This is a genomic window from Tateyamaria sp. Alg231-49 (assembly GCF_900143535.1).
Classification (GTDB): Bacteria; Pseudomonadota; Alphaproteobacteria; order Rhodobacterales; family Rhodobacteraceae; genus Tateyamaria.
The window spans coordinates 96,001-121,251 of the sequence record NZ_FRFA01000004.1 but is presented as its reverse complement, the minus strand read 5'-3'; the positions used below and the strand labels follow the sequence as shown (position 1 = coordinate 121,251).

Annotated in this window: 22 protein-coding genes; 14 read left to right on the top strand and 8 right to left on the bottom strand. The window is 56.5% G+C overall.

Annotated features, from left to right (window positions below; all coding sequences use genetic code 11):
* The first annotated feature begins 2 nt into the window (after positions 1-2).
* Positions 3-878, top strand: a complete 876-nt coding sequence (locus DHN60_RS08435; RefSeq protein ID WP_108836855.1) for a ParB/RepB/Spo0J family partition protein — start codon at positions 3-5, stop codon at positions 876-878.
* Here DHN60_RS08435 and hemW read toward each other — a convergent pair.
* Genes hemW through rph form a run of 3 tightly spaced genes read right to left on the bottom strand, consistent with a single transcriptional unit; the run spans position 875 to position 3,334 of the window.
* Positions 875-2,020: a radical SAM family heme chaperone HemW gene (hemW, locus tag DHN60_RS08430; RefSeq protein ID WP_108836854.1), complete on the bottom strand. Its 1,146-nt coding sequence runs from the start codon at positions 2,018-2,020 to the stop codon at positions 875-877. The two genes, DHN60_RS08435 and hemW, sit on opposite strands and share 4 nt — an antisense overlap.
* Positions 2,013-2,624: an RdgB/HAM1 family non-canonical purine NTP pyrophosphatase gene (gene rdgB / locus DHN60_RS08425; protein ID WP_108836853.1), complete on the bottom strand. Its 612-nt coding sequence runs from the start codon at positions 2,622-2,624 to the stop codon at positions 2,013-2,015. Before rdgB ends, hemW begins: the two co-directional genes overlap by 8 nt.
* The gene (rph, locus tag DHN60_RS08420; RefSeq protein ID WP_108836957.1) at positions 2,621-3,334 is read right to left on the bottom strand and encodes a ribonuclease PH; all 714 of its coding nucleotides are present in this window, start codon (positions 3,332-3,334) and stop codon (positions 2,621-2,623) included. Before rph ends, rdgB begins: the two co-directional genes overlap by 4 nt.
* A gap of 98 nt (positions 3,335-3,432) precedes the next feature.
* Between rph and hrcA the strand changes: the two genes are divergently transcribed.
* Positions 3,433-4,503 carry a heat-inducible transcriptional repressor HrcA gene (gene hrcA / locus DHN60_RS08415; RefSeq protein WP_108836852.1) on the top strand — a complete coding sequence of 357 codons (1,071 nt, stop codon included), beginning with the start codon at positions 3,433-3,435 and terminating at the stop codon, positions 4,501-4,503.
* Between the two features lie 3 nt (positions 4,504-4,506).
* On the top strand, positions 4,507-5,070 hold the full coding sequence (locus DHN60_RS08410; RefSeq protein WP_108836851.1) for a nucleotide exchange factor GrpE: 564 nt from the start codon (positions 4,507-4,509) through the stop codon (positions 5,068-5,070).
* Between the two features lie 131 nt (positions 5,071-5,201).
* On the opposite strand, the gene mutS is transcribed toward DHN60_RS08410, so the two are convergent.
* Complete coding sequence (gene mutS / locus DHN60_RS08405; RefSeq protein WP_108836850.1) at positions 5,202-7,841, bottom strand: DNA mismatch repair protein MutS; 2,640 nt, start codon at positions 7,839-7,841, stop codon at positions 5,202-5,204.
* Between the two features lie 124 nt (positions 7,842-7,965).
* On the opposite strand from mutS, the gene DHN60_RS08400 reads away from it, so the two are divergent.
* Positions 7,966-10,221 (top strand): NADP-dependent malic enzyme, encoded by a 2,256-nt coding sequence (locus tag DHN60_RS08400; RefSeq protein WP_108836849.1) that lies wholly within the window; start codon positions 7,966-7,968, stop codon positions 10,219-10,221.
* Positions 10,221-11,099, top strand: a complete 879-nt coding sequence (locus DHN60_RS08395; protein ID WP_108836848.1) for a ribokinase — start codon at positions 10,221-10,223, stop codon at positions 11,097-11,099. The genes DHN60_RS08400 and DHN60_RS08395 overlap by 1 nt, the downstream gene beginning before the upstream one ends.
* Here DHN60_RS08395 and msrA read toward each other — a convergent pair.
* The gene (gene msrA / locus DHN60_RS08390) at positions 11,096-11,755 is read right to left on the bottom strand and encodes a peptide-methionine (S)-S-oxide reductase MsrA (protein ID WP_108836847.1); all 660 of its coding nucleotides are present in this window, start codon (positions 11,753-11,755) and stop codon (positions 11,096-11,098) included. The two genes, DHN60_RS08395 and msrA, sit on opposite strands and share 4 nt — an antisense overlap.
* A 123-nt stretch (positions 11,756-11,878) precedes the next feature.
* Between msrA and DHN60_RS08385 the strand changes: the two genes are divergently transcribed.
* Positions 11,879-12,583 carry an HAD family hydrolase gene (locus DHN60_RS08385; RefSeq protein WP_199913648.1) on the top strand — a complete coding sequence of 235 codons (705 nt, stop codon included), beginning with the start codon at positions 11,879-11,881 and terminating at the stop codon, positions 12,581-12,583.
* On the opposite strand, the gene DHN60_RS08380 is transcribed toward DHN60_RS08385, so the two are convergent.
* Complete coding sequence (locus tag DHN60_RS08380; RefSeq protein ID WP_108836846.1) at positions 12,576-13,793, bottom strand: argininosuccinate synthase; 1,218 nt, start codon at positions 13,791-13,793, stop codon at positions 12,576-12,578. The two genes, DHN60_RS08385 and DHN60_RS08380, sit on opposite strands and share 8 nt — an antisense overlap.
* Positions 13,794-13,909: 116 nt before the next feature.
* On the opposite strand from DHN60_RS08380, the gene ilvA reads away from it, so the two are divergent.
* A complete protein-coding gene (ilvA, locus tag DHN60_RS08375) occupies positions 13,910-15,136 on the top strand; it encodes a threonine ammonia-lyase IlvA (protein WP_108836845.1) in 1,227 nt (408 codons plus the stop codon).
* Here the strand turns inward: ilvA and DHN60_RS08370 are convergent.
* On the bottom strand, positions 15,133-15,447 hold the full coding sequence (locus DHN60_RS08370; protein WP_306415983.1) for an Hpt domain-containing protein: 315 nt from the start codon (positions 15,445-15,447) through the stop codon (positions 15,133-15,135). The two genes, ilvA and DHN60_RS08370, sit on opposite strands and share 4 nt — an antisense overlap.
* 169 nt (positions 15,448-15,616) lie before the next feature.
* Here DHN60_RS08370 and DHN60_RS08365 point away from each other — a divergent pair, with 169 nt between their 5' ends.
* Positions 15,617-16,912 carry a PP2C family protein-serine/threonine phosphatase gene (locus DHN60_RS08365; RefSeq protein WP_306415982.1) on the top strand — a complete coding sequence of 432 codons (1,296 nt, stop codon included), beginning with the start codon at positions 15,617-15,619 and terminating at the stop codon, positions 16,910-16,912.
* Here the strand turns inward: DHN60_RS08365 and DHN60_RS08360 are convergent.
* Positions 16,888-17,337, bottom strand: a complete 450-nt coding sequence (locus tag DHN60_RS08360; RefSeq protein WP_108836843.1) for an NUDIX hydrolase — start codon at positions 17,335-17,337, stop codon at positions 16,888-16,890. The genes DHN60_RS08365 and DHN60_RS08360 overlap by 25 nt on opposite strands.
* Before the next feature lie 78 nt (positions 17,338-17,415).
* On the opposite strand from DHN60_RS08360, the gene DHN60_RS08355 reads away from it, so the two are divergent.
* The 6 genes from DHN60_RS08355 to DHN60_RS08330 all read left to right on the top strand — a co-directional run bounded on the left by DHN60_RS08355 (position 17,416) and on the right by DHN60_RS08330 (position 25,238).
* On the top strand, positions 17,416-18,402 hold the full coding sequence (locus DHN60_RS08355; protein WP_108836954.1) for an Hsp33 family molecular chaperone HslO: 987 nt from the start codon (positions 17,416-17,418) through the stop codon (positions 18,400-18,402).
* Positions 18,395-18,994 (top strand): CoA pyrophosphatase, encoded by a 600-nt coding sequence (locus tag DHN60_RS08350; protein ID WP_108836842.1) that lies wholly within the window; start codon positions 18,395-18,397, stop codon positions 18,992-18,994. Before DHN60_RS08355 ends, DHN60_RS08350 begins: the two co-directional genes overlap by 8 nt.
* A complete protein-coding gene (locus tag DHN60_RS08345; RefSeq protein WP_108836841.1) occupies positions 18,967-20,139 on the top strand; it encodes a CCA tRNA nucleotidyltransferase in 1,173 nt (390 codons plus the stop codon). The genes DHN60_RS08350 and DHN60_RS08345 overlap by 28 nt, the downstream gene beginning before the upstream one ends.
* A gap of 165 nt (positions 20,140-20,304) precedes the next feature.
* Positions 20,305-22,143: an ABC transporter ATP-binding protein gene (locus DHN60_RS08340; protein WP_108836840.1), complete on the top strand. Its 1,839-nt coding sequence runs from the start codon at positions 20,305-20,307 to the stop codon at positions 22,141-22,143.
* The gene (locus DHN60_RS08335; protein ID WP_108836839.1) at positions 22,140-23,972 is read left to right on the top strand and encodes an ABC transporter ATP-binding protein; all 1,833 of its coding nucleotides are present in this window, start codon (positions 22,140-22,142) and stop codon (positions 23,970-23,972) included. The genes DHN60_RS08340 and DHN60_RS08335 overlap by 4 nt, the downstream gene beginning before the upstream one ends.
* Positions 23,973-24,011: 39 nt before the next feature.
* Positions 24,012-25,238 carry a class I SAM-dependent RNA methyltransferase gene (locus tag DHN60_RS08330; RefSeq protein WP_108836838.1) on the top strand — a complete coding sequence of 409 codons (1,227 nt, stop codon included), beginning with the start codon at positions 24,012-24,014 and terminating at the stop codon, positions 25,236-25,238.
* The last annotated feature ends 13 nt before the right edge of the window (positions 25,239-25,251 follow it).

The following is a 25,251-nucleotide window of genomic DNA, read 5'->3' as shown; positions in this document are numbered from 1 at the left end:
AAATGGCCGGTGATAAAAAACGTGGGTTGGGGCGCGGTTTGTCCGCATTGATGGCGGATGTTTCAGAGATCAACAAAACAGCCGCGTCTCAGACCCCCGGCGATCAGCAGATCCCAATCGAACAAATCCACCCAAACCCAAACCAACCGCGCAAAAGATTTGAATCAGCCCCGTTGGATGACCTGGTCGCGTCCATCAAGGAAAAGGGTGTGTTGCAGCCGCTTATCGTCCGGCCATCCGGTGATGGGTATGAAATTGTTGCAGGAGAGCGCCGCTGGCGCGCCGCGCAACAAGCGCAACTGCACAGCCTGCCAGTGGTTGTCCGTGAGTTTTCGGATATCGAGGTTTTGGAAGTCGCGATTATCGAGAACATTCAGCGTGCTGACCTGAACCCGGTGGAAGAAGCAGCCGGTTATCGCCAGTTGATGGACAAGTTTGGCCATACACAGGAAAAAATGGCTGAGGCGCTTGGGAAAAGCCGAAGCCATATTGCCAACTTGCTTCGCTTGCTGTCGTTGCCTGACTCTGTTCAGCGGTTTGTATCTGAAGGTGCGTTGAGCGCGGGTCACGCGCGCGCGTTGATTACATCTGCAGATCCAGAAACGTTGGCCAAAAAGGTCATCGCCGGTGATCTGTCTGTGCGTGCCACCGAAGCGTTAGTAAAAAAGGCAAATCTGCCCCCCCAAACCTCAGAGCCGAAACCAAAGGCTGCCACCAAGGATGCCGATACCCGCGCATTAGAGGATGATTTGTCTGCGGCGACCGGGGTAAAGGTGACGCTGGCGCACAAGCCTGATGGTGAGTCTGGGTTGATGACACTGAAGTACGACACATTGGAACAGTTGGATGATCTGTGCCGTAAATTGAGCGTTTCTTAGTCCTCAAGAAGAGTTCTTAGGACACCGTTTAGAAGTGTAAATCCTTGATTTGTAACACTAATTTTATCTTTTGTTGCAGTTAATAGACCCATGTTCTGCAAATCTGCGATGCGGGACCCAGAAAGGGCCTGACCCGCCAGCCTTTCATAACGAGCGGGATCGACGCCGTCGGTCAGCCTCAAACCCATCATGAGAAATTCGACCGCTTGATCCATGCCGGACAAAGACTCCTGCCTTTCGCGATCAACGCCTGATAGCCATGCTGTAGGCATACGGACTTGGTCCGTAGCTGTTCTGATTCCATCCAGGGTCAGACGCCCATGTGCGCCCGGTCCAATTCCTACATAGTCGCCATAGCGCCAATAGATCTTGTTGTGTCGGGATTCGGCACCGTATGCCGCGTGGTTGGACACCTCATACCGGGGCATGTTGTGATCTGCGCAAATGTCTTGGGTAAGCGCATACATGTCCGCAGACAGATCATCGTCTGGCAAACCGCGCAGTTTGCCAACTTTGTAGCGGTCACCAAACACCGTGCCCGGTTCGATCGTCAGTTGGTAGAGAGACACGTGATCAAGCCCTAGGTCCAACGCTTGCTTCAGTTCCATTTCCCATTGAGACAGTGACTGGTTTTGCCGTCCGTACATCAGATCAAAACTAACGCGTTCGAAAGTCTTGCGAGCGACATCAAACGCGGCGAGCGCCTCAGCGGCGTTATGCATCCGACCCAGTTTACGCAAATCGCCGTCATTCAGTGCCTGAATGCCCATTGAGACCCGATTAATCCCGGCGGAACGAAAATCAGAAAACTTCCCTGCCTCGACAGACGTTGGGTTTGCTTCAAGCGTCACTTCCAGATCGTTGGCGGTTGGCCAAGTCCTTTGAATGGCGTCCATGATCGCGCCCACAGTTGATGGCGCCATCAGGCTGGGCGTTCCGCCGCCGAAAAAGACGGAGTGTAAAACACGGCCCTTGGTGAGCGCGCCAACCCGTTCGATCTCGGAGACAAAGGCCTTGGACCAAGCATCATGATCGACAGATGCCGTGACATGACTGTTGAAATCGCAGTAGGGGCATTTCGCAGCACAAAACGGCCAATGCAGGTAAAGGCCAAAGCCGCCTGCTTCCCAATCCTCAGTCAAAGCAACCTGCGATCAGTTTGGCAAAACTGTCTGCGCGGTGACTGATGGCGTTTTTTTCGTCTGCCGACATTTCAGCGAACGTGCGCGTATGGCCGATGGGCTGGAACATCGGATCGTATCCATGACCCAAAGCGCCGCGCACTGGCCAGCACAACGTACCGTCAACAGTGCCTGCAAAAACTTCGTCATGTCCATCGGGCCAGGCGAGGACGAGGGTCGAACAAAAACGAGCTGTCCATGGTTGAGGAGCGTTACGTTCCACCAATTCGCTATGAGTGCGCGTCATTGCCATCATAAAATCACGCCCATTCGGAGTCTCAGCCCAATCAGCCGTGTAAACACCTGGCGCGCCGTTGAGCCCGTCGACTTCAATGCCAGAATCGTCCGCGAGCGCGGGCATCCCTGTTGCCGCCACAGCAGCATGGGCTTTGATCCGGGCGTTGCCGACAAAGGTCGTTTCAGTTTCTTCAGGCTCGGGCAGGTTCATGGCCTTTGCCCCAACGACCTCTACACCGAATGGAGCAAACAACTGCTCCATCTCTTCCAGCTTGCCCGCGTTGTGCGTGGCGATCAGGATGCGCGTGTCGTCAAAGCGACGCGTCATGCGCAGGCAGCCAATTGAGCGGCAGCCAGTTCTCCCACGCCTTTTTCAGCCAGATCCATTAGGCTGTTCATCTGATCGCGAGAGAACGTCGAGCCTTCGGCGCTCATCTGGATTTCAATCAACTGGCCATCGCCCATCAAGATGAAATTGCCATCCACACCGGCTTCGCTGTCTTCGGGGTAATCGAGGTCAAGCACGGGCTGTCCTGCATAAATACCGCAGCTTACAGCCGCGACCGGAGAGATCAGCGGATTGCTGGTCACGTCGCCCGCTTTCATCAGTTTGTCCACTGCAAGGCGCAGTGCGACCCAACCACCGGTGATCGAGGCGCAGCGGGTTCCGCCGTCGGCTTGCAAAACATCGCAATCGACTGTGATCTGGCGTTCGCCCAATGCCACACGATCCACGCCGGCGCGCAGCGCGCGTCCGATCAAACGTTGGATTTCGACGGTGCGCCCGCCTTGCTTTCCACTCGCGGCCTCACGGCGCATGCGGGTGTTGGTGGCGCGGGGCAGCATACCGTATTCGGCGGTGACCCAACCCAAGCCAGATCCTTTTATGAACGGCGGCACGCGTTCTTCGATTGTTGCGGTGCACAATACATGGGTGTCGCCCATCTTGATCAGGGCGGACCCTTCTGCGTGTTTCGTAAATCCCGTTTCAATTGAAACGGCACGCATTTCGCTTAACTCTCGTCCAGACGGGCGCATGGGATATCCTTTTCGGCTGCTCATCGGGGATAACGCCAGCGTGCGTGCAGGTGCAACCCCGATTGACCTTTGATTTTCGAGCACTTTAATAGCAGTGCATGACCGAGACCCAGAAAATGTTGAATGATATGAACGACCGCTCGCGCGAAGTGTTTCGCCGCGTGGTCGAAGGCTATCTGGAATCCGGTGATCCTGTCGGGTCTCGAACTCTCACGCGTGAGTTCAGTGAAAAAGTAAGTGCGGCCACTATTCGCAACGTCATGCAGGATTTGGAGTTCATGGGGTTACTGGGCAGCCCACACATCAGCGCGGGACGTGTGCCAACGCAGTTGGGGCTGCGTATGTTTGTGGACGGGCTGCTAGAAGTTGGCCTGCCAGACGAGTCCGACCGTGAAAAAATCGACGCGACACTTGGCAGTAACGAAACCGACGTTTCAGGCATATTGGACCGTGTAGGCTCTGCTTTGTCCGGTGTGACTCACGGGGCGTCGCTGGTTTTGACGCCAAAACGCGAAGCGCCGATCAAGCATCTGGATTTTGTGCCACTTGGTCCCGAACAGGCGCTGGTCGTTATCGTTTTTGCTGACGGGCATGTGGAGAACCGATTGTTCCAACCGCCCCCCGGGCAAACACAATCGTCCATGCGTGAAGCCGCGAATTTCCTAAACGCAATGATCGAAGGCCACACGTTGAGCGAGGTGAAAACCGTCGTTCAGCATGAGATTGAAAACCGCAGGCAGGAAATCGACACGTTGTCGCAGGCGCTGGTCCAAAGCGGTCTTGCTTCATGGGAGGGGGCAGGGGATTCGCCAGAGCGGCTTATCGTGCGTGGCCGCGCGAATCTGTTAGATGAAACGGCCGAAGCGGGTGATCTGGACCTAATCCGCAGCCTGTTTGATGACCTCGAACGCAAGCGTGACATTGCTGAGTTTTTGAACCTGACCCAAGCGGGGGACGGTGTGCGCATTTTTATCGGCTCAGAGAACAAACTTTTCTCACTTTCGGGTTCCTCTTTGGTGGTTTCCCCATATATGAACGCTGATCGAAAGATTGTGGGTGCGGTTGGGGTGATTGGTCCTACCAGGCTTAACTATGCCCGGATCGTTCCGATCGTGGATTACACAGCCCAGCTGGTCGGGCGGATGCTGTCAGACCGCAGTGAAAGGTGAAAAATGGCTGAGCCAAAAAACGAAGAGTTTCTGGACGACATCGAGTTGGCGGAAGATGAAGAGTACGCCGACGATATGATGGAGATTGATGACGAGGCGCTGGAGCTTGACGAGTTGCGCGCCGAGCGTGATGAGCTGAAAGACCGGTTCATGCGTGCACTTGCGGATGCAGAGAACGCGCGGAAACGGTCGGAAAAGGATCGTCGCGAAGCTGAGAACTACGGCGGATCCAAGCTCGCTCGTGATATGTTGCCTGTCTATGACAACATGAAGCGCGCGCTTGAGTCGATCACGGAAGAACAGCGCGCGGTGTCTGGCGCGGTTCTTGAAGGTGTTGAGCTGACGATGCGCGAACTTTTGAACGTGTTCAAAAAACACGGCATCGAGGTGATTGCACCAGAAGTCGGTGATACGTTTGATCCGCAGCACCACCAGGCGATGTTTGAGGCACCAGTGCCAGGAACTAAGGCAGGGGAAATCATTCAGGTCGCAGCCGAAGGGTTTATGTTGCACGACCGCCTATTGCGCCCTGCGCAAGTCGGCGTGTCATCAATGCCAGCCAGCTGATCTAACTGACCACTGGTTCAAAAGGGCGCGGTGTTTCATCACTGCGCCTTTTTTGTGAGTGGGAGCAAGGATGAACGGCCAAAATGGCCAGACTCAGGTACATAACCCCCAAAGGCTCTGATCATTAAGTGTTATGTATCGCTTTCGTCCTGCGCTGCCTTCAGCTTGTAGATCAGATCAAGGGCATCTCTTGGGCTCAGGTCGTCGGGATGGATCGCGGTCAGCATGTCCAAAGCTGGGGAGGCTTTGGATTTTGTGACTGGCGGTTGCGGCGTTGCGGCGAATAGGGGCAAGTCGTCGATCAGCGTCTTTTGGGTCGCGCCGCCCTGACGTTCGCCGCTTTCCAAAGCATCAAGGACCACGCGTGCACGGGCGATTACCGCGCTGGGCAATCCGGCGAGTTGCGCCACCTGCACCCCATATGACCGATCCGCCGCGCCGCGCCGAACTTCGTGCAAAAACACGACTTCGCCTTCCCACTCCTTGACCGTGACGGTTGCGTTTTCGACGCCGTCCAATTTCCCTGCCAGCGCGGTCATCTCGTGGTAATGGGTGGCAAAGAGGGCCCGTGATTTGTTCACATCGTGCAGATGTTCGAGAGCGGCCCACGCGATAGACAATCCGTCATAAGTGGCCGTGCCCCGCCCGATTTCGTCAAGGATCACCAATGCCCGGTCGTCTGCCTGATTGAGGATGGCCGCCGTTTCCACCATCTCGACCATAAATGTGGATCGCCCACGCGCCAAATCATCCGAAGCGCCGACGCGGCTGAAAATCTGGCTAACCAGTCCGATATGCGCAGACGCGGCCGGAACAAAACTGCCGGTTTGAGCCAGAATTGCGATCAGCGCATTCTGACGCAGAAATGTCGACTTACCCGCCATGTTCGGACCAGTAAGCAACCAAATGGCTGCGGTATCCTGGGCGCTGATGTCGCAATCATTTGCGATGAAAGGGGCGCCGCCTTGCTGGCGCAGCGCTTTTTCTACAACTGGATGCCGCCCGCCTTCGATCTCAAACGCGCGCGATGTGTCGAGGGTTGGTTTGCACCAACTTTCAGTCACCGCCAAATGCGCCAAACCGGTTGCAAGGTCGATTTCTGCTAATGCGCGTGCTGTCTGGCTGATCTGTGCCGCTGCGTCCAAAATAAGGGTCTTTAACGCTTCATAGTGACGCTTTTCGATTTCGATGGCCTGTGCACCAGCATTCAGAATCCGAGTTTCCAAGCTTGATAGGTCAACCGTGGTGAACCGGACCTGACTTGCCGTCGTCTGGCGGTGAATAAAGGATTCATTCAGAGGTGCCGACATCATCTTGTCGGCATGTGTCGCAGTCACTTCGATGAAATAACCGAGCACATTGTTATGCTTGATTTTCAGGGTTTGGACGCCGCTTTGCGCTGCATAATCCTGCTGAAGCTGAGCGATGACGGAGCGCCCTTCATCTCGTAGGGTGCGTGCCTCGTCCAGCTCGGCATCGCAGCCTTGCGCGATAAATCCGCCGTCGCGCACCAAAAGCGGAGGCTCGGCAACCAAATCATTGTCCAGCCGGTCGATCAGGGCATTGTGCCCTCCAAGATCATCAAATGCGTTGGAAAGCAGTGTTGGAAACGCCGCCTGTGACAATGCCGCAATCTCTTGCGCTTGGATCAAACCAGCGCGCAACGCAGTTAGGTCGCGTGGCCCGCCACGGTCGAGCGACAATCGAGACAATGCGCGGTCCATGTCAGGGACGCTGCGCAACTTGGTCCGCAGCTCTTGGCACATCTGTTGATCAGACACCGCAAATGCCACGGCTTCCAGTCGATCTGATACCGTTTCCAGCACGCGAGAAGGCGATGCGATCCTTCGTTCGAGTAGTCGCGCACCTGCCGCGGTCACAGTGTGATCAATGGCATCCAAGAGCGATCCACCACGCCCTCCGGACAAACCCGCCGTCAGTTCCAGATTTCTCCGCGTTGCGGCGTCGATCTGCACTGTCTTTGCCTGCGCTTCCTGTTGTGGTGGGCGCAGCAAGGGCAGGTTCCCCTTTTGCGTGATCTCAAGGTATTCGACCAATGCACCCATGGCTCCGATCTCAGCCCGCGAGAACGATCCGTAGGCATCCAAAGTTGCGACCTTGAACAGGTTTGTTACGCGTCCCAGGCCAGCCGCACTATCAAAGGCGGCTGGTCCAAGCGTCGTGATCGGAATTCCGAAATCTTCGGTAATGGGGCGCAGCACTTCTTCTTTGCTGTCCGCGACCACCAATTCTGATGGGGAAAGGCGCGCCAATTCAGGCCCTAACTGGGCCAAATCAACTGCCATAACGAAAAATGCCCCGGTCGAAATGTCGACCCACGCCAATGCGCAACTGCCTCTGATATCGCTAAAAGCTGCCAAAAAGTTGTGCCGACGGGCCTCAAGCAGCGAGTCCTCGATCAGCGTGCCGGGTGTGACAAGCCGCACCACATCCCGTTTGACGACTGACTTGTAGCCGCGCTTTTTGGCCTCAGCCGGGGTTTCCATCTGTTCGCACACTGCGACACGGAACCCTTTGCGGATGAGCGTCAGCAAATACCCTTCGGCGGCATGAACCGGAACGCCGCACATCGGGATATCTTCGCCGTCATGTTTGCCGCGTTTTGTGAGAGCAATGTCGAGTGCAGCGGCAGCGTTGACCGCATCCTCAAAGAACATCTCGTAGAAATCGCCCATGCGATAAAAAAGCAGCGCACCGGGGTGTGCCGCTTTGATCTCGAGATATTGCGCCATCATTGGCGTGGTCGACATGGACAAGCCCCCCAAGGCAATCGTTTGGGGACCTTACAAACTGCTTGGCCCAAGCGAAACCCAAAGTCGATTGAGGCGGCGGGTATGCTGGGATATGTCGTGTTGAGTCAGGGGAGGATGTGACATGGCAAGCAACAAGGTGACAGCAGAAGAGGCTTTGGCGTTCCACTTGGAGCCCACCCCCGGCAAGTTCGAGATTCAGGCCACCGTGCCAATGACCACGCAGCGCGATCTGAGCCTTGCCTATTCGCCCGGTGTTGCTGTCCCTTGCGAGGCGATCGCAGAGAACCCGGAGCTGGCATACGACTACACAAACAAGGGCAACCTGGTTGCGGTCATTTCCAATGGCACAGCGGTGCTTGGATTGGGTAATTTGGGCGCATTAGGGTCGAAACCGGTCATGGAAGGCAAGGCGGTATTGTTCAAACGCTTTGCTGATGTGAACTCCATCGACATCGAGCTGGATACCGAAGATCCGGACGCATTTTGCAATGCAGTCAAGTTGATGGGCCCCACCTTTGGCGGCATCAATCTTGAGGACATCAAAGCGCCTGAATGTTTTATCATTGAACAACGGCTGAAAGAGGAAATGGACATTCCCGTCTTTCACGATGACCAGCATGGGACAGCTGTGATTTGCGCCGCTGGGTTAATCAATGCCCTGCACATCTCGGGAAAGAAGATCGAAGACGTTAAAATCGTTCTGAATGGCGCTGGCGCTGCTGGCATTGCCTGTATCGAGCTGCTGAAAGCTATGGGTGCGCGATACGACAATTGCATCGTTTGCGACACCAAGGGCGTGATTTATCAGGGTCGTACCGAGGGTATGAACCAATGGAAGTCCGCCCATGCGGTGAAGACAGAGATGCGCAGCCTCGAAGAGGCGATGAAGGGCGCAGATGTTTTCTTGGGCGTCAGCGTTAAGGGTGCGGTGACACCGGCGATGGTTGAGTCCATGGCAGACAATCCGGTCATTTTTGCGATGGCAAATCCGGACCCCGAAATCACACCGGAAGAAGCGCACGAGGTCCGCATGGACGCCATCGTTGCGACAGGGCGCAGCGATTATCCAAATCAGGTCAACAACGTGCTTGGCTTTCCCTACTTGTTTCGCGGCGCGCTCGACATCCACGCCCGCGCGATCAACGATGAGATGAAGATCGCTTGCGCCCACGCGCTGGCCGCCCTTGCACGCGAAGACGTGCCGGATGAGGTTGCGCTGGCCTATGGTAAATCGCTGTCGTTTGGACGTGACTACATTATTCCGACGCCATTTGATCCGCGGCTGATCCACCGCATTCCAACTGCTGTGGCCAAAGCAGGGATGGACACCGGAGTAGCCCGTCGCCCGATCATCGACATGGATGCCTATGAAGTTAGCCTAAAGTCCCGGATGGACCCAACGGCCAGCATTCTGACAGGGATTAACGCCCGGGCACGCGCGGCTCAGGCCCGCATGATCTTTGCCGAGGGAGACGACCCCCGCGTGCTGCGTGCCGCGGTCATGTACCAGCGTGCCGGGTTCGGTAAGGCGTTGGTTGTGGGGCGGATTGAAGATGTAAAGGCCAAGCTGACCGAAACCGGGCTGGCCGATGCTGTGCGCGAGCTAGAAGTTGTGAATGCTGCCAATACAACGCACCTGGAGCAGTACAAGACGCACCTATATGACCGGTTGCAGCGTCGTGGGTTTGACAGTCAGGACATTCACCGCCTTGCCGCGCGCGACCGCCACGTGTTTTCCGCTCTTATGCTGGCTCATGGTCATGGCGACGGTCTGGTCACTGGGGCAACGCGAAAATCGGCGCATATTCTTGACCGGATCAACCATGTGTTTGACGCCGGAGAGAGTAGCAAGGCGGCAGGTATCACCGCGCTGATCCACAAGGGGCGTATCGTATTCATTGCCGACACTCTGGTCCACGAATGGCCAGACGAAGAAGACCTGGCCGACATTGCCACTCAAGCGGCTGTTGTCGCGCGCAATATGGGCCTTGAACCGCGCGTGGCTTTTGTCAGCTTTTCGACGTTTGGCTATCCTGTGTCCGAGCGTGCGGAAAAGATGCATATGGCGCCGCGTGTGCTGGACGCCCGCGGTGTGGATTTCGAGTATGAGGGTGAAATGACGGTGGATGTCGCGCTGAACACCCAAGCGCAGGCGTCCTATCCGTTCTCGCGGCTGACGGGCCCCGCGAACATACTGGTGGTGCCTGCACGCCATTCGGCGAGCATTTCGGTCAAGCTGATGCAAGAAATGGGCGGAGCGACGGTGATCGGGCCCATTCTTGCCGGAGTGGATGGATCGATCCAGATGTGTTCTAGCGGTTCTACCGCCAATGACATTCTCAACATGGCGGTGCTTGCGGCCTGCAAGGTGGGCTGATGGCCGTCTGGAATCTGGGCTCGATCAACATCGACAATGTCTACCGCGTAAGCCACCTGCCCGCGCCGGGTGAGACTTTGCACGCAGCTGATTACACCCAAGGTTTGGGCGGTAAGGGCGCAAATATGTCGGTTGCGATTGCGCGCGCCGCGGCGCGTGTGACGCATATTGGTGCTGTGGGTCCTGCTGGTTCTTGGACCGTTGAGCGTTTGCTGGAATATGGTGTCGATACAGGGCATATCGCAACACTTGGCGATCAGGCGACCGGGCATGCCAATATCTCTGTCGCCGAGGATGGCGAGAACCAGATTGTCGTGTTCTCTGGCGCCAACAAATCAATTACTGAGGACATGGTTGGTGCCGCTTTGTCTGACGCCGCAGCAGGTGACATCCTGGTGATGCAGAACGAGACGAATTGTCAGAAATATGCCGCCAAGATTGCCAAGGCATTGGGTTTGCAAGTTGTCTATGCTGCTGCCCCGTTTGACGCAGATGCGGTGGCAAAGGTGCTTCCCTATACTGATTTGCTTGTCCTGAACGAAGTTGAGGCCGGGCAGTTGATGGCAGTGATGAAGAAGGAATTGAGTGAACTCGGCGTGCCATCAATTGTTGTCACTTTGGGCAGTGAAGGATCCAAATGGTTGGACGTTTCCGCTGGATCAGAGACACATATGCCCGCGATTCCCGTCACAACTGTCGACACGACAGGGGCTGGCGACACTTTTACCGGTTACCTCGTTGCAGGTCTGGATCGGGGCATGCCGATGTTGCAAGCACTGGCGCTTGCCACGCAGGCTGGCGCACTGATGGTCACGCGTCAGGGGACGGCAGATGTGATTCCGGACCTCAAAGATATAGAAGACGCGCGTTTGGCCTAGCCGCCAACAAAGGGTGCATCGGACCCCCATAGTGCTTTGACACGCGCGTCCCGTCCACAGGCATCCCGATAGGCTTTGTACGCCTTAGCTTTCGACTTTGGGCCAAAACGGGTCAGGATGATTCCGCCCTCTTTGTAGAAATTCTGATGGTATGTGTCGGCAGGATAGAAAGGGCCTGATTTCAGAACTGGTGTAACCACTGTTTGGCCCAGTTGGGCTTGGGCGGATGCTTTGGCTTGATTTGCAGCATTTGTCTGGGAAGGTGTCGCAAAGATCGCGGTGCGGTAGCTGTCCCCTCGATCGCAAAACTGTCCACCCGCGTCTGTTGGATCAATCGAACGGAAAAAGAGAGATAGCAGCGTTTCGACGTCGACTTGTGCCGGATCAAAAGTGATCTGAACGGCCTCATAGTGACCAGTGTTGCCTCCGGTCACTTGCTTGTAAGTCGGATTCGCAGTCGAGCCGCCGGCAAATCCTGACACGGCTTCCTTCACGCCGTCTACCTTTTCAAAATCCGCCTCAACGCACCAGAAACACCCCCCGGCAACGGTTAGCGTCTCCAAGGTCTGTGCGTGGCTGGTCTTGGTATGGGCAACGAGGCCCACAGCAATAGACAGTGCGAGAACTACAGTTTTGAAAGTACGACGTAAGGTCATGGCGGCTCTCCTTTGGTTCCAGCTTGGGGGAAAGAGCGCCGTCACACAATTCACGAGCCGGGGAGGTCGCGCATCCGTGATTGGTCGTTTACCCGGTCGCTTCGTCGTTCTAGCGTGCCGCGCATGACAACTCGTATCGCCATGTGGTCGGGGCCTCGAAACCTGTCCACCGCCATGATGTACAGCTTTGCCGCACGTGGAGATTGCCGTGTGGTGGATGAACCGTTTTACGCCGCCTATCTGGCGGAAACTGGTTCAGATCATCCAATGCGAGATGCTATTCTGGCCAGCCAGAGTAGCAATCCTGTTGAGATAGCAGAATCGCTGATTTCACCCTTATTAGAGCCTATTTTCTATCAAAAACACATGACCCACCACATGCTACCCGATTGGCCAATGGCATGGATGGAAGAGGTGCAAAATGTCTTTCTTATCCGACACCCGGCGCGGGTTGTGGCCAGTTACGCGGCCAAGCGCGAAGCACCAACTCTGGATGACATAGGCTTTGTCCAGCAGGCGCAGATCATGGAGCGGGTCGATAATCCAATTGTCGTGGATGCGTCCGATATCCGCCTTGATCCGTCTCATATGTTACAAGGCCTTTGTGCTGCGCTGGGCATCCCGTGGACGGATGACATGCTACATTGGCCGGCTGGCGGGCATTCGTCGGATGGTGTTTGGGCGGCGCATTGGTACGGGGCGGTACACCGCTCGACCGGGTTCGCTGGACCCGAAGGACCTTTGCCCGAGGTGACCGGGCCGCTCGCGGAATTGGTAGAAGCGGCCATGCCCCATTACGAGGCTATGGCCGCCCATAAGATTACTTAAGCCGACGATCTCGTGCCGCCAGTAGTTTCAGACGCAACGCGTTAAGCTGAATAAACCCAGCTGCGTCTTTCTGATCGTACGCGCCTGCGTCATCCTCAAAGGTGACATGCGCCTCGGAATACAGACTGTGGTCTGACCAGCGGCCCACTGTACGCGCCAGGCCTTTGTAAAGTTTCAGGCGGACTGTTCCGGTGACATGCTCCTGGCTCTTGTCGATCAGCGCTTGCAGCATCTCGCGCTCGGGCGAGAACCAAAAGCCGTTATAGATCAGTTCGGCATAGCGCGGCATCATCTCATCCTTGAGATGCGCGGCCCCGCGATCCAGTGTGATTTGTTCGATACCCCGGTGCGCCTCAAGCAGAACTGTGCCGCCGGGCGTTTCGTAGATACCGCGGGATTTCATACCAACAAATCGCCCTTCAACCAGATCAAGGCGACCAATTCCATGTTTGCCACCCAACCGGTTCAACTCGGTCAGGATGGTGGCTGGAGACATCATTTCGCCATTGATAGAGACTGCATCACCCTTTTCAAAACCGACCTCGATGTATTCCGGTTCGTTTGGTGCATCCTCGGGCGCAACCGTGCGTTGGTAGACATAATCGGGCGCGTCAACGGCCGGATCTTCTAGTACTTTGCCTTCAGATGAAGTGTGCAGCAGGTTTGCATCGACGCTGAACGGCGCTTCGCCTCGCTTGTCTTTCGCGATCGGAATTTGGTTCTTTTCGGCAAAGTCGATCAGTTTGGTCCGGCTGCTCAGATCCCATTCACGCCACGGCGCAATAACTTTGATGTCAGGGTTCAGCGCATAGGCGGCAAGTTCAAACCGGACCTGATCGTTGCCCTTGCCGGTTGCCCCGTGGGCCACCGCATCTGCACCTTCGGCAGCGGCAATTTCGACCAGACGTTTGGAGATGAGGGGGCGCGCAATGGAGGTACCCAGCAAGTATAGGCCTTCATAAAGTGCATTGGCGCGGAACATCGGGAAAACGAAATCGCGCACGAACTCTTCGCGCACGTCTTCGATGTAGATCGAGGATGCACCCATCATCTCGGCTTTGGCACGGGCCGGTTCCAGCTCTTCTCCCTGTCCGAGATCGGCGGTGAATGTGACAACTTCACAGCCATATTCGGTTTGCAACCATTTCAGAATGATGGAGGTGTCCAGACCACCAGAATAGGCCAGCACAACTTTCTTTGGGGCGCTCATTTTTCGTGTTCCTCATCAGGTTTGGATGCCGATATCGGTTTTGTGCATCCGGGGCAAGATTGACCCACACATGCTGCGCCGTGTAGGTCTGCGTGATTGCGAAAAGGGGTCAATTCATGAGCTTTCAGGACGGCGCGCGCGCGGCAGAACAGGCGATGCGCCGAGTGTTTCCGCCTACACCTTTGTTGCGCAATGATTTGCTGTCAGATCGGTACGGCGCCGACATCTGGTTGAAACGCGAAGACTTGAGCCCGGTCCGATCCTACAAATTGCGCGGCGCGTTCAACGCCATGCGCAAGGTGATGCGCGACGATGCGGTGTTTGTCTGTGCCAGCGCGGGGAATCATGCGCAGGGCGTCGCCTTTATGTGCAAGCATTTTGGGGTGCGCGGCGTCGTTTTCATGCCGGTGACAACGCCGCAGCAAAAAATCCTCAAGACCCAGATGTTTGGTGGGGCGCAGGTCGAGATTCAGCTGACGGGCGACTACTTCGACGAAACATTGGCCTCTGCCCAAAAGTTTTGCGCCGAGACCGGGGGCCATTTCTTGTCACCTTTTGACGATGAGGATGTGATTGAGGGTCAGGCGTCTGTCGCGGTGGAGATCGAGGCGCAGTTGGGTCGTCTGCCGGATCGCATCATTCTTCCCGTTGGAGGTGGTGGCTTGTCGGCAGGAACGCGCAGTCACTTTGGCACAAATGTGCAATACACCTTTGTAGAGCCTCAAGGTGCGATGTCCTTGGCCGAAGCATTGAAGGCCGGCGCGCCTGTCGATGTCTCGCCTATCAACAATTTTGTGGACGGGGCAGCCGTTGCCAAGATCGGGCAACGGACCTTTGCACGGCTGGTAGGTGCAGATTTGGGTGATGTTTTGAACATCCCAGAGGATCGCATTTGCACAACGATTGTTGAGATGTTGAATGTAGAGGGTTTGGTGTTGGAACCTGCGGGCGCGCTGGCTGTCGATGCCCTCAAGGATGTCTCGGAACAGATTGCTGGACAGACGGTTGTGTGTGTAACGTCCGGTGGGAATTTCGATTTTGAGCGGCTGCCAGAAGTCAAAGAACGTGCCCAGCGTTATTCTGGGGTAAAGAAGTACTTCATCCTTCGTATGCCGCAACGTCCCGGCGCGCTAAAGGATTTCCTGAGCATCCTAGGCCCCGAAGACGACATTGCCAGGTTTGAATATCTGAAGAAATCGGCGCGCAACTTTGGCTCGGTCCTGATTGGGATCGAAACACTCAAACCTGAGAACTTTGATCGATTTAGGGCTGCTTTGGATGCGGGCGGGTTCACCTACACCGACATTACCAATGACGAAATGCTGGCGCAGTTCGTGATCTAAGCGGCAATCCCCTTTTGCAGCCCGGCCAGAAACGCCTGTTTCGACCGATCAAAGCTGGCAAGGATCTCAGCCATATCAACGGCGGTGCCTTTGCCCTTCGCTGACATTGATTCGCCGATACTGCACAAGTCGGAAAACTCGGCAAAACCGAGGTTGATCGCGCTGCCTTTGAGACAGTGCAAATCCTCTTCAAGGCTGCACAGGTTTATGTTCTCCCTCAGCCTGTCAGTGATTTCAGATACTTCCTCGATAAACAGGAGTACGATCTCTTCGAAATCCTCGTCACCGGTTTCTGCCTTCAAACTTGCCACTCGCGTCCAATCAATCATCATTAAGCTCCGCCAAATTCCCCCTAGCAGACACCTCCGCAGATTAAGAACTGGTTACGGTTAAAGGTTTACGCACTCTGCGGCTCGGCTTCACACGCCATTAAACGGTATGGCCTAGGCAGATAGTTTAATGGTGGGATGTCCGGGTAAGATGAGCGTTAGCAGCAGACAAATTGATGTGGAAACGGCGACCGTGCCTATGTCGATAGGTGCGCCGCCGGCGCATCGCGTCTTGGTGGTTGATGACAGCCGTTTACAACGCAAGATTCTGTGCAGTTCCGTAAAACGCTGGGGCTTTGATGTTTACGAGGCGGAATCTGGCGCCGAAGCGCTGAAAATTGCCGCTGAAGTCCAACCTGATCTGGTATTGAGCGACTGGATGATGCCAGGGATGAACGGTCTGGAATTCTGCAAAGCATTTCGCACCCAATCCGGAGAGCGCTATGGGTATTTTATTCTTCTGACCTCCAAGAGCGAGAAAAATGAAGTCGCGATGGGCCTTGAATCGGGTGCCGACGACTTTTTGACAAAACCTGTGGATGCCAACGAATTGCGTGCCCGGATCGCGGCGGGCGAGCGAATCCTTGTAATGCAGCGGGAACTAACCCGAAAAAACGATCTGATTTCGGAGACGTTGGGAGAATTGCAGCGCGTCTACGATTCGCTCGACAATGATCTGTTAGAAGCGAAAAAGCTCCAGCAATCCCTCATCCGCGAACGGAACAAGTCTTTTGACACAGGTGACGTGTCGCTGATGCTGCGATCCAGTGGGCATGTGGGTGGCGATTTGGTGGGATTCTTTGCCGCTGGCCCCGGGCATCTGGGGCTGTTTTCCATCGATGTATCTGGCCATGGGATCAGCTCGGCGCTCATGACGGCCCGCCTTGCCGGGTACCTGTCCGCCGCCGCGCCTGATCAGAATGTGGCGCTGCAACGGCTGGTGGATGGGACTTATGCATTTTTGCCGCCCGAAAATGTGATCGAAACGCTGAACGACCTTGTCCTAGATGAGATGGAGACGGAACACTACTTTACCCTATTGCTGGCAGATGTTGATTTGACCAATGGCCATGTGAGAATGGCACAGGCTGGTCACCCGCACCCCGCGGTTCAGCGCAAGGACGGCACGATCGAACAGAACGGACCGGGCGGCTTTCCGGTAGGGCTCATGTCGGGGATTTCATTCACACAATTTGAAACACAGCTAGAGCCTGGAGATCGGCTTTTGCTTCTGTCGGACGGCGTGACGGAATGCCCAAATTTGTACGGCGACATGGTAGAAGAATCAGGGGTCGAAGAGATGATGCGTGACCTCGCCGACGTGTGTGGGCCCGCATTCTTTGAGGCGATGTTGTGGAGGCTGGGCGAATTTGCGGGCGCGCAGTCTTTCCCTGACGACGTTTCAGGTATTCTGTTCGAATATCACGGGGCCGATCCAAAGAAGTAGCGCGTCAAAAAGTGGCGATCCCCGTCGTTACCAAGGATGCGCACCGCCTCGTTTGGGGTGGCCCAGATCGCCTGATGATCGGGTTCTGTTGGATCGCCGATGCGCAGCGTCGGGCGCGCAACATAGATATGGCACAGCTTTTCCGCCCAAAGCGTGTATTCGGGCATATAAACAAATCGGCGAAATACGCCCAATCGGCGTGGTCGCGAGATGTGCCATCCGGTTTCCTCAAACACTTCGCGATGCAATGCCTGCAATGGGCTTTCACCGGGATCAATTCCCCCGCCGGGCAGTTGGACATCCGGTTCGATATCCATTTGGCAGGTAAGCAACACGTCGTCGCCATGGGGTAGTATGGCATAGGCGCCGGGGCGCGCTTTGTAACGGCGGGTGGCATCGGGGGGATGTCCTATACGGCGGTTCATCGGCGCCCTCTTTCAGTTTCGCGATGCAATCCTATATAGGGCTTCGATATGCCAACGCTTGGCGCCAAAGGAAACCCCATGACTCTTGGTTCGCAAATCGTGTGGGACGACACCGTCTTGCCATTCCAACTTGATGCCGCTGACATCCGCGGACGCGTCGCGCGTCTGGACGGAGTGTTGGGTGGTATCCTAAAGCAACACAATTACCCGCCTCAGGTCGAAGCTCTGGTGGCTGAGATGGCTTTGCTTACTGCGCTGATCGGTCAAACGATAAAGCTGCGCTGGAAGCTGTCTTTGCAAGTGCAGTCCAAGGGCGCTGTCCGGATGATTGCCACGGATTACTACGCCCCTGACGGTGAAGGGTCCGAGGCCCGTATTCGCGCCTATGCCAGCTATGATGCTGATCGGCTGAGTGATGACGCCCCCTTTGATCAGGTGGGCGAAGGGTACTTTGCCATCCTGATCGATCAGGGCGAGGGCATGACCCCCTATCAGGGCATTACGCCACTGGAAGGCGGGTCGCTTGCGGCCTGTTCCGAGGCATACTTTGCTCAGTCCGAGCAATTGCCAACGCGATTCCAGCTCAGCTTTGGTAAGTCTTCTGAACCCGGTGTCGCCGAACATTGGCGGGCGGGGGGCGTAATGTTGCAACACATGCCCAAAGCGTCGCCGCTGGTTGCCAAGGGCGAAGGCTCAGGCGAGTTGCTCAACGCTGATGATCTGCTGGACGGCGATGCGTCCGAAGACTGGAACCGCGTCAACATCCTGCTTGATACGGTCGAGGAAATGGAGTTGATCGGGCCTCAAGTGCCGCCAAACGATCTGCTGCTGCGTCTGTTCCACGAGGAAACGCCGCGCGTGTTTGACACACAGCCGGTCCGCTTTGGTTGTACCTGTTCAGAAGAGCGTGTGCGTCAAAGCCTGTCGATCTATTCGGCCCGTGACATCGAAAAGATGACCACCGACGAGGGTCGCGTGACGGCCGACTGTCAGTTCTGTAGCGCGCATTATGACCTTGATCCCGTAACCGTCGGGTTCGAGGCCGAAGCTCAAAGCAGTGAGTGACCTGATAAACCGCACCCGCGCCGCTTTGGCGCGGGGCAGCGGTGCATCTTCGGACTTTGATCTGAACCCTGATGTTCTACTGGCTGAGGGTCGGCGCTTACGCCCTGCTGCCGTGCTTGCGCCTATCATCGCGGGACCGGACGGCTACGATCTGATCCTGACCAAACGGTCTTCGGCTCTGAAACACCATCCAGGTCAGATCGCCTTTCCCGGTGGCAAGCAGGATGAGGGCGACAAAGACCTGATAGTGACCGCTTTGCGCGAGGCGCAGGAGGAAATTGGACTTCCGCTCGCCAATGCTCAGGTGTTGGGCACGTTTTCCCCGCATGAGACTGTGACGGCATTTACTGTGACGCCGGTCGTTGCATTGATCACTGAAGACTTCGATGCCACGCCCGAAGCAGGTGAGGTGGCCGAAGTGTTTCGGGTGCCGTTGTCTCATGTTCTGGACAAGGCAAACTTTGTCGTCGAATCCCGGCGTTGGCGTGGCCAGCGGCGATCTTACTACGCCGTCCCTTACGGTCCCTATTACATCTGGGGCGCGACCGCGCGTATATTGCGGGCATGGACCGACGCACTGCCGCAGAATTAGACCCAAACACACCGTTTCTGAGCGATCCGGCGGCGCAAAGCCTGTGTGCCGCCCTTGAGGCGGCGGGGTTTAGGGCGCTGTTTGTGGGCGGATGTGTGCGCAACGCTCTTTTGCAACGACCGGCAAGCGACATCGACATCGCCACGGACGCCACACCGGATCAGGTCATCGAAGTTGCTGCACAATCAGGGTTTCGCGCCGTGCCAACCGGAATCGCGCATGGCACAGTAACCGTTGTCGTTGACGGCAGCGCGTTTGAAGTCACCACCTTTCGCCGCGACGTGGAAACAGATGGACGCCGCGCGGTTGTCGCCTTTTCCAAAGACGTGGCAGAGGATGCGCGCCGCCGCGATTTTACGATGAACGCCATTTATGCTGACAGGACGGGCGCCATTGTGGATCCGCTGGATGGTATGCCAGATCTGCGTGCTGGGCGCGTGCGGTTCATAGAAGATGCAGGACAGCGTATCCGCGAGGATTATCTGCGCACGTTGCGGTTCTTTCGCTTTCACGCCTACTACGCGGCGCCGGATGAGGGGTGGGATGCAGATGCTTTGGCCGGAATTTCTACAAATTTAGACGGGTTAGAGACACTTTCGGCCGAGCGTGTTGGTGGTGAGATGACCAAACTACTAACAGCGCCCGACCCGGCACCGGCTTTGGCTGTTATGGCGCAGACTGGGGTTCTTGGTCAGGTGTTGCCGGGTGCAGATGCGACATTGATCGCGCCTTTGGTTCATCTTGAACAACTCGCAGGTGTTGGGCCTGATCCTATGGCTCGTCTGGCTGCGCTGGGCGGTGAGGACGTTGTTGCTGGGTTGCGTTTGTGGCGATCCGAACAAAAGCGGCTTCAGTCAATTCGTATGCAAAGCGTGAGTGCATTGGGTGCTAAGGCAATAGGTCATGTTGCGGGTGAACAGGCGGGTTTGGGCGCGATTCTGCTGCGCGCGGCGATGGCCAATAGCCCGCTGGAGCCCTCTGCTGTATCCGCAGTGAAAGAGGGGGCGGCGACCGCTTTTCCTATCAAAGCCAGCGACTTGAGCCATCTGCAAGGCAAGGCGCTGGGCGACACTCTTTCCTCACTCAAGGCGGATTGGTTGGCTTCTGATCTTACAAAAACGAAAAGCCAGCTTTTGAGTACGTGACAAATTGTGTGCGTGGCGCTACGTATGTCGCGAACACGGAGGGTAACAACATGTTTCGCGGGATCTGGAACGACACCTGATATTGTCGCCGATCGTCTGAAGTGACGAACCGGGCTTTGGCCTGCGTCACACCCATGTTGCACCACATCTTTAAGAGATACTCCAATGTTCAAATACTTTGAATCACTTGTCGATCCGTACACATCTTACACCGAAATCGACACGCCTCCTACGCGGATCTGGCCGTTTCTGCTGGACTATTCGCAGCCCTTCAAACGGGTGTTTTTGCTTGCGGCCATAATGTCAGTGATCGTTGCCTCGATCGAGGTCGGGCTGATTTACTATATGGGCCGCGTCGTCGATCTGCTGGGCACTGCGCCGGGTGATTTCTGGGCGGCGCATGGGACCGAGGCTGGGTTGGTGGCCGTATTCGTGCTGGTAGCCCGCCCGATGTTGCAGGGCCTTGACGTCTTGCTGCTCAATAACGCGATCCTGCCGAACTTTCCGACATTGATCCGCTGGCGGTCGCACAAACACGTTCTGCGCCAGTCTGTGGGTTGGTTCGAGAACGATTTTGCTGGTCGAATTGCCAACCGGATCATGCAAACCCCGCGCTCTGCGGGTGAGGTGATTTTTCAGGTTTTCGACGCTATCTCGTTTTCGCTGGCCTACCTTGTCGGCGCAGCGGTGTTGCTGATCGTCGCAGATGTGCGTTTGCTCCTGCCGCTTGTCATCTGGTTTGCTCTTTATGCCATGTTGGTGGTGTGGACGGTCCGTCGCATTGGTCCTGCATCCAAGGCGTCATCCGATGCCCGGTCGCAGCTGACTGGCAAGATCGTCGATGCATATACCAACATCCATTCGGTTAAGATGTTTGCCCATCATGAACGCGAACTTGATTACGCGAAGGACGCCATTCAGCACACACGCACCACATTCATTCGCGAAATGCGTCTGTTCACGATCATGGACGTGATCCTGGTTTTCCTGAACGGTTTGCTGATCGTCGGCGTTGTTGGCTGGGCGATCCTGCTGTGGACTCAAGGTGCGGCGAGCGTGGGTGTAGTCGCAGCAGCTACGGCGCTGACCCTGCGGCTGAATGCGATGACCGGCTGGATCATGTGGGCCCTGACTTCGTTCTTTCAGGAATTGGGTGTGGTTTCAGAAGGGATGGAGACGATTGCGCAACCCATTACGCTGGTCGATTCCAAGGATGCCAAGCCGTTGCAGATCGGCACAGGTGAGATTGCCCTACACAACCTGACCCACCACTATGGACGTGACAGCGGTGGTCTGGACGGGATTAACGTCACCATTCGTCCCGGCGAGAAGGTGGGTCTTGTGGGGCGTTCGGGCGCGGGCAAGTCCACGTTGGTCAAGCTGCTTTTGCGGTTCTATGACCCAGATTCGGGTCGGATCGAGGTGGACGGGCAAGACATTACGACCGTGACGCAGGGCAGTTTGCGTTTGAACATCGGCATGGTGCAGCAGGACAGTTCGTTGCTCCACCGGTCTGTGCGCGAAAACATTCTGTACGGCCGGCCTGACGCCACCGAAGAGCAAATGATCGAGGCTGCAAATCAAGCGCAGGCGCATGAGTTCATCCTTGATCTAGCCGACCCACAGGGCCGCTCTGGTTATGAAGCCCAAGTGGGTGAGCGCGGTGTGAAATTGTCCGGTGGACAGCGCCAGCGTGTGACTTTGGCCCGTGTGATTCTGAAGAACGCGCCAATCCTGTTGCTGGACGAGGCGACAAGCGCGCTCGATTCCGAGGTCGAAGCGGCAATTCAAGATACGCTCTACAAAATGATGGAAGGCAAAACGGTGATCGCCATTGCGCACCGCCTGTCCACCATTGCTGAAATGGATCGCATTCTGGTGCTTGATGGCGGGAAAATCGTCGAAGACGGCCATCATGACGCGCTTTTGGCGCAAGGAGGCCTATATTCGGAGTTCTGGGCACGTCAATCTGGCGGGTTCATAGGGTCTGAGGCTGCTGAGTGAGAATATCTGACTGGATCGATTCCTTTCGCCATGCGGAAGGACCTCCGCCGCAGAAATTGTGGCCCTTCATGCGCTGGTGTTTGTCCGGCGCATGGCCTGCCTTGTGGCTGGCCGCGTTTTGTTCGGCGGCGGCTGGTGCGCTAGAGGCGGGAACGGCCCTGATCTTGGGGCGCGTCATTGATGCGACTGTGGCCCTTGGCCCGGATGGGTTCTTTTCGGTTGGGAATGTGGCTCTGATCATGGGGTCTTTGGCCTTTTTCCTGATTGCGCGTCCAATCCTGTTTGGGTTTAGCGCGGCGACGAACGCAATCATTGTCCAGCCCAACGTGAACCCACTGGTGCTGTCGCGCCTGCATCGATGGACGCTGGGTCAATCGGTCGGCTTTTTTGATGACGATTTTGCCGGGCGCATCGCGCAAAAGCAGATGCAGACAGCGCGGGCGGTCACGGATGTCGTTTCGGAATTCATCAATGTGGTGGCATTCGCATTGGCCTCGCTCATCGGATCGGTTGTCTTGTTGCTGGCCATCGACTGGCGTGTGGCGTTGGGGTTTGCCGTTTGGCTTGTCTTCTATTTCTCGCTCATCCGCTGGTATCTGCCGCGCATCCGCAAACGTTCAGCTGCGCGGGCATCTTCTCGGGCGATGGTGTCGGGGCAGGTTGTCGACACGATTACCAACATCAAAACGGTCAAGCTGTTTGCCCATGACGATCATGAGGATCAGGCTGCGCTGGGCGCCATGGCGGCTTTCCGCAAGGATGCGGTCAAGTTCGGTATCCTGTCTGCCGGATTTCGCTTTGCCTTGATGGCGCTGGCCGGTTTGCTGCCCGTTCTGTTGCTGGGCGGTACCATCCTGATGTGGCAGCGCGGGCTTGCTAGTCCGGGCGATATCGTCGCTTCGGGGGCCATCGCCATTCGGATTGCGCAGATGACCGGGTGGGTTAGCTTCACGCTGATGCAGATTTATTCCAACATTGGCGAAGTTGAGGATGGTATGCGCACGCTTACTCCCCGCGCACGGGTTGAGGATGCGGGTGAGGCCAAGGTGCTGGATGTCCCGCAGGGTGAGATCACCTTGGAACACCTTGGCTTTGCATATGGTCGGGACACAGGCGGTATTGACGATATTTCGCTGACGATCAAACCGGGCGAAAAGGTGGGCATTGTCGGCGCATCGGGTGCAGGCAAGTCCACCCTCGTGTCCTTGCTTTTGCGGCTCTATGAACCGGAAAACGGGCGTATTCTGATCGACGGCCAGGATACTTCTGGCGTCACACAAGACAGTCTGCGCCACAACATCGGGATGGTCACGCAGGAGACCGCGATGTTTAACCGCTCGGCCCGTGACAACATTCTGTACGGCCAGCCCGGTGCGGATGAGAGCGCAATGATAGCTGCCGCCAAGAAGGCGGAGGCGCATGATTTCATCCTTGATCTGGAGGACCACAGGGGTCGTCGTGGGTACGAGGCGCATCTTGGCGAACGGGGTGTAAAATTGTCCGGTGGTCAGCGTCAACGCATCGCACTGGCCCGCGCGATCCTCAAGGATGCACCGATTCTTGTGTTGGACGAGGCGACAAGTGCGTTGGATTCTGAGGTCGAAGCCGCCATTCAAACCGCCCTGTCCCGCGTGATGGAGGGCAAGACTGTGCTGGCCATCGCCCACCGACTTTCCACCCTAACGGAGATGGATCGCATTGTGGTGATGGATGCGGGGCAGGTTGTGGAACAAGGGCCGCACGAGACTTTGTTGGCCAAGGGTGGTCTTTATGCTCGGTACTGGCAGCGTCAGTCCGGGGGTTTCATCAGAACCCAAGCCGCCGAATAGGGGTTTTTTCTGAGCGTTCGGCCAGTTAGGCCTAGGCTCATGACCACAGTGACCATTGAACGATTGGGCCAACAAGGTGATGGCGTTGCGCCTGGACCTTTGTTTGTTCCCCTGACCCTACCCGGTGAAATAGTGAGCGGGACGCTGGAAGGCGATGCGTTGGTGGATATTTCCATCGAAGCGCCGTCATCTGACCGTGTCAAAGCACCCTGTTCGCATTTCCGATCCTGTGGCGGCTGTCAGTTGCAGCATGCCAGTGATGATCTGGTGGCTGCATGGAAACGGGATCTGGTCGTCACTGCGTTAGCCGTTCATGGGATTGAAACGGAGGTTCATCCGACCATCACATCGCCTGAGAAGTCCCGCAGGCGAGCGACATTTGCCGCGCGGCGCACCAAAAAGGGAGCGATGGTTGGATTTCACGCCCGCAAGTCTGACGCAATCATTCCTGTGCCGAATTGCATTCTGGTGACGGATGGCTTGGCGGGCGTCGCGCCTTTGGCCGAAGCATTGGCGGTTGCTGGGGCCAGCCGAAAAGGCGCGCTGAGTGTGACAGTCACCGAAGGGCTTGAGGGCTTGGATGTGGCGGTGGCCGGAGGCAAACCGCTCGATGGGCCGTTGCGCATTTTGTTGGCAGGCCTGTGTGAGGCACACCGCCTTGCCCGCCTGACATGGGAGGATGAGTTGATCGGCATGCGCGTTCCCCCAGCTCAGGCCATCGGAAACGCATCGGTGATACCCCCGCCGGGTGCGTTCCTACAGGCCACCCAGCATGGGCAGGACACTTTGACCGCGTTGGTGCAGAAAATTGTAGGCGGTGCGAAATCTGTGGCCGATCTGTTTGCTGGATGTGGCACCTTTGCCCTACCTCTCGCAGAAAAGGCCGAGGTGTTGGCGGTTGAGGGTGCATCCGACATGATCGCCGCTCTTGATGCAGGTTGGCGGCAGGCGCAGGGCCTTAAACGGGTCCGGACAGAGGCGCGCGATCTGTTTCGTCGTCCGCTGTTGCCGGATGAACTTGCCCGATTTGACGCTGTTGTTCTCGATCCGCCACGCGCCGGGGCCGCAGCGCAAATTGCTGAACTTGCCAAAGCCAAACCACCGATCATCGCCCATGTGTCTTGCAATCCACAGACCTTTGCGCGGGATGCGGCCACGCTGCAAGATGCTGGATATGTGCTCGAATGGGTGCAACCTGTGGATCAGTTTCGATGGTCCGCGCACGTAGAACTTGTCGGATCGTTCCGTCTGGCGCATACGCGATAACCATAAAGGAGAC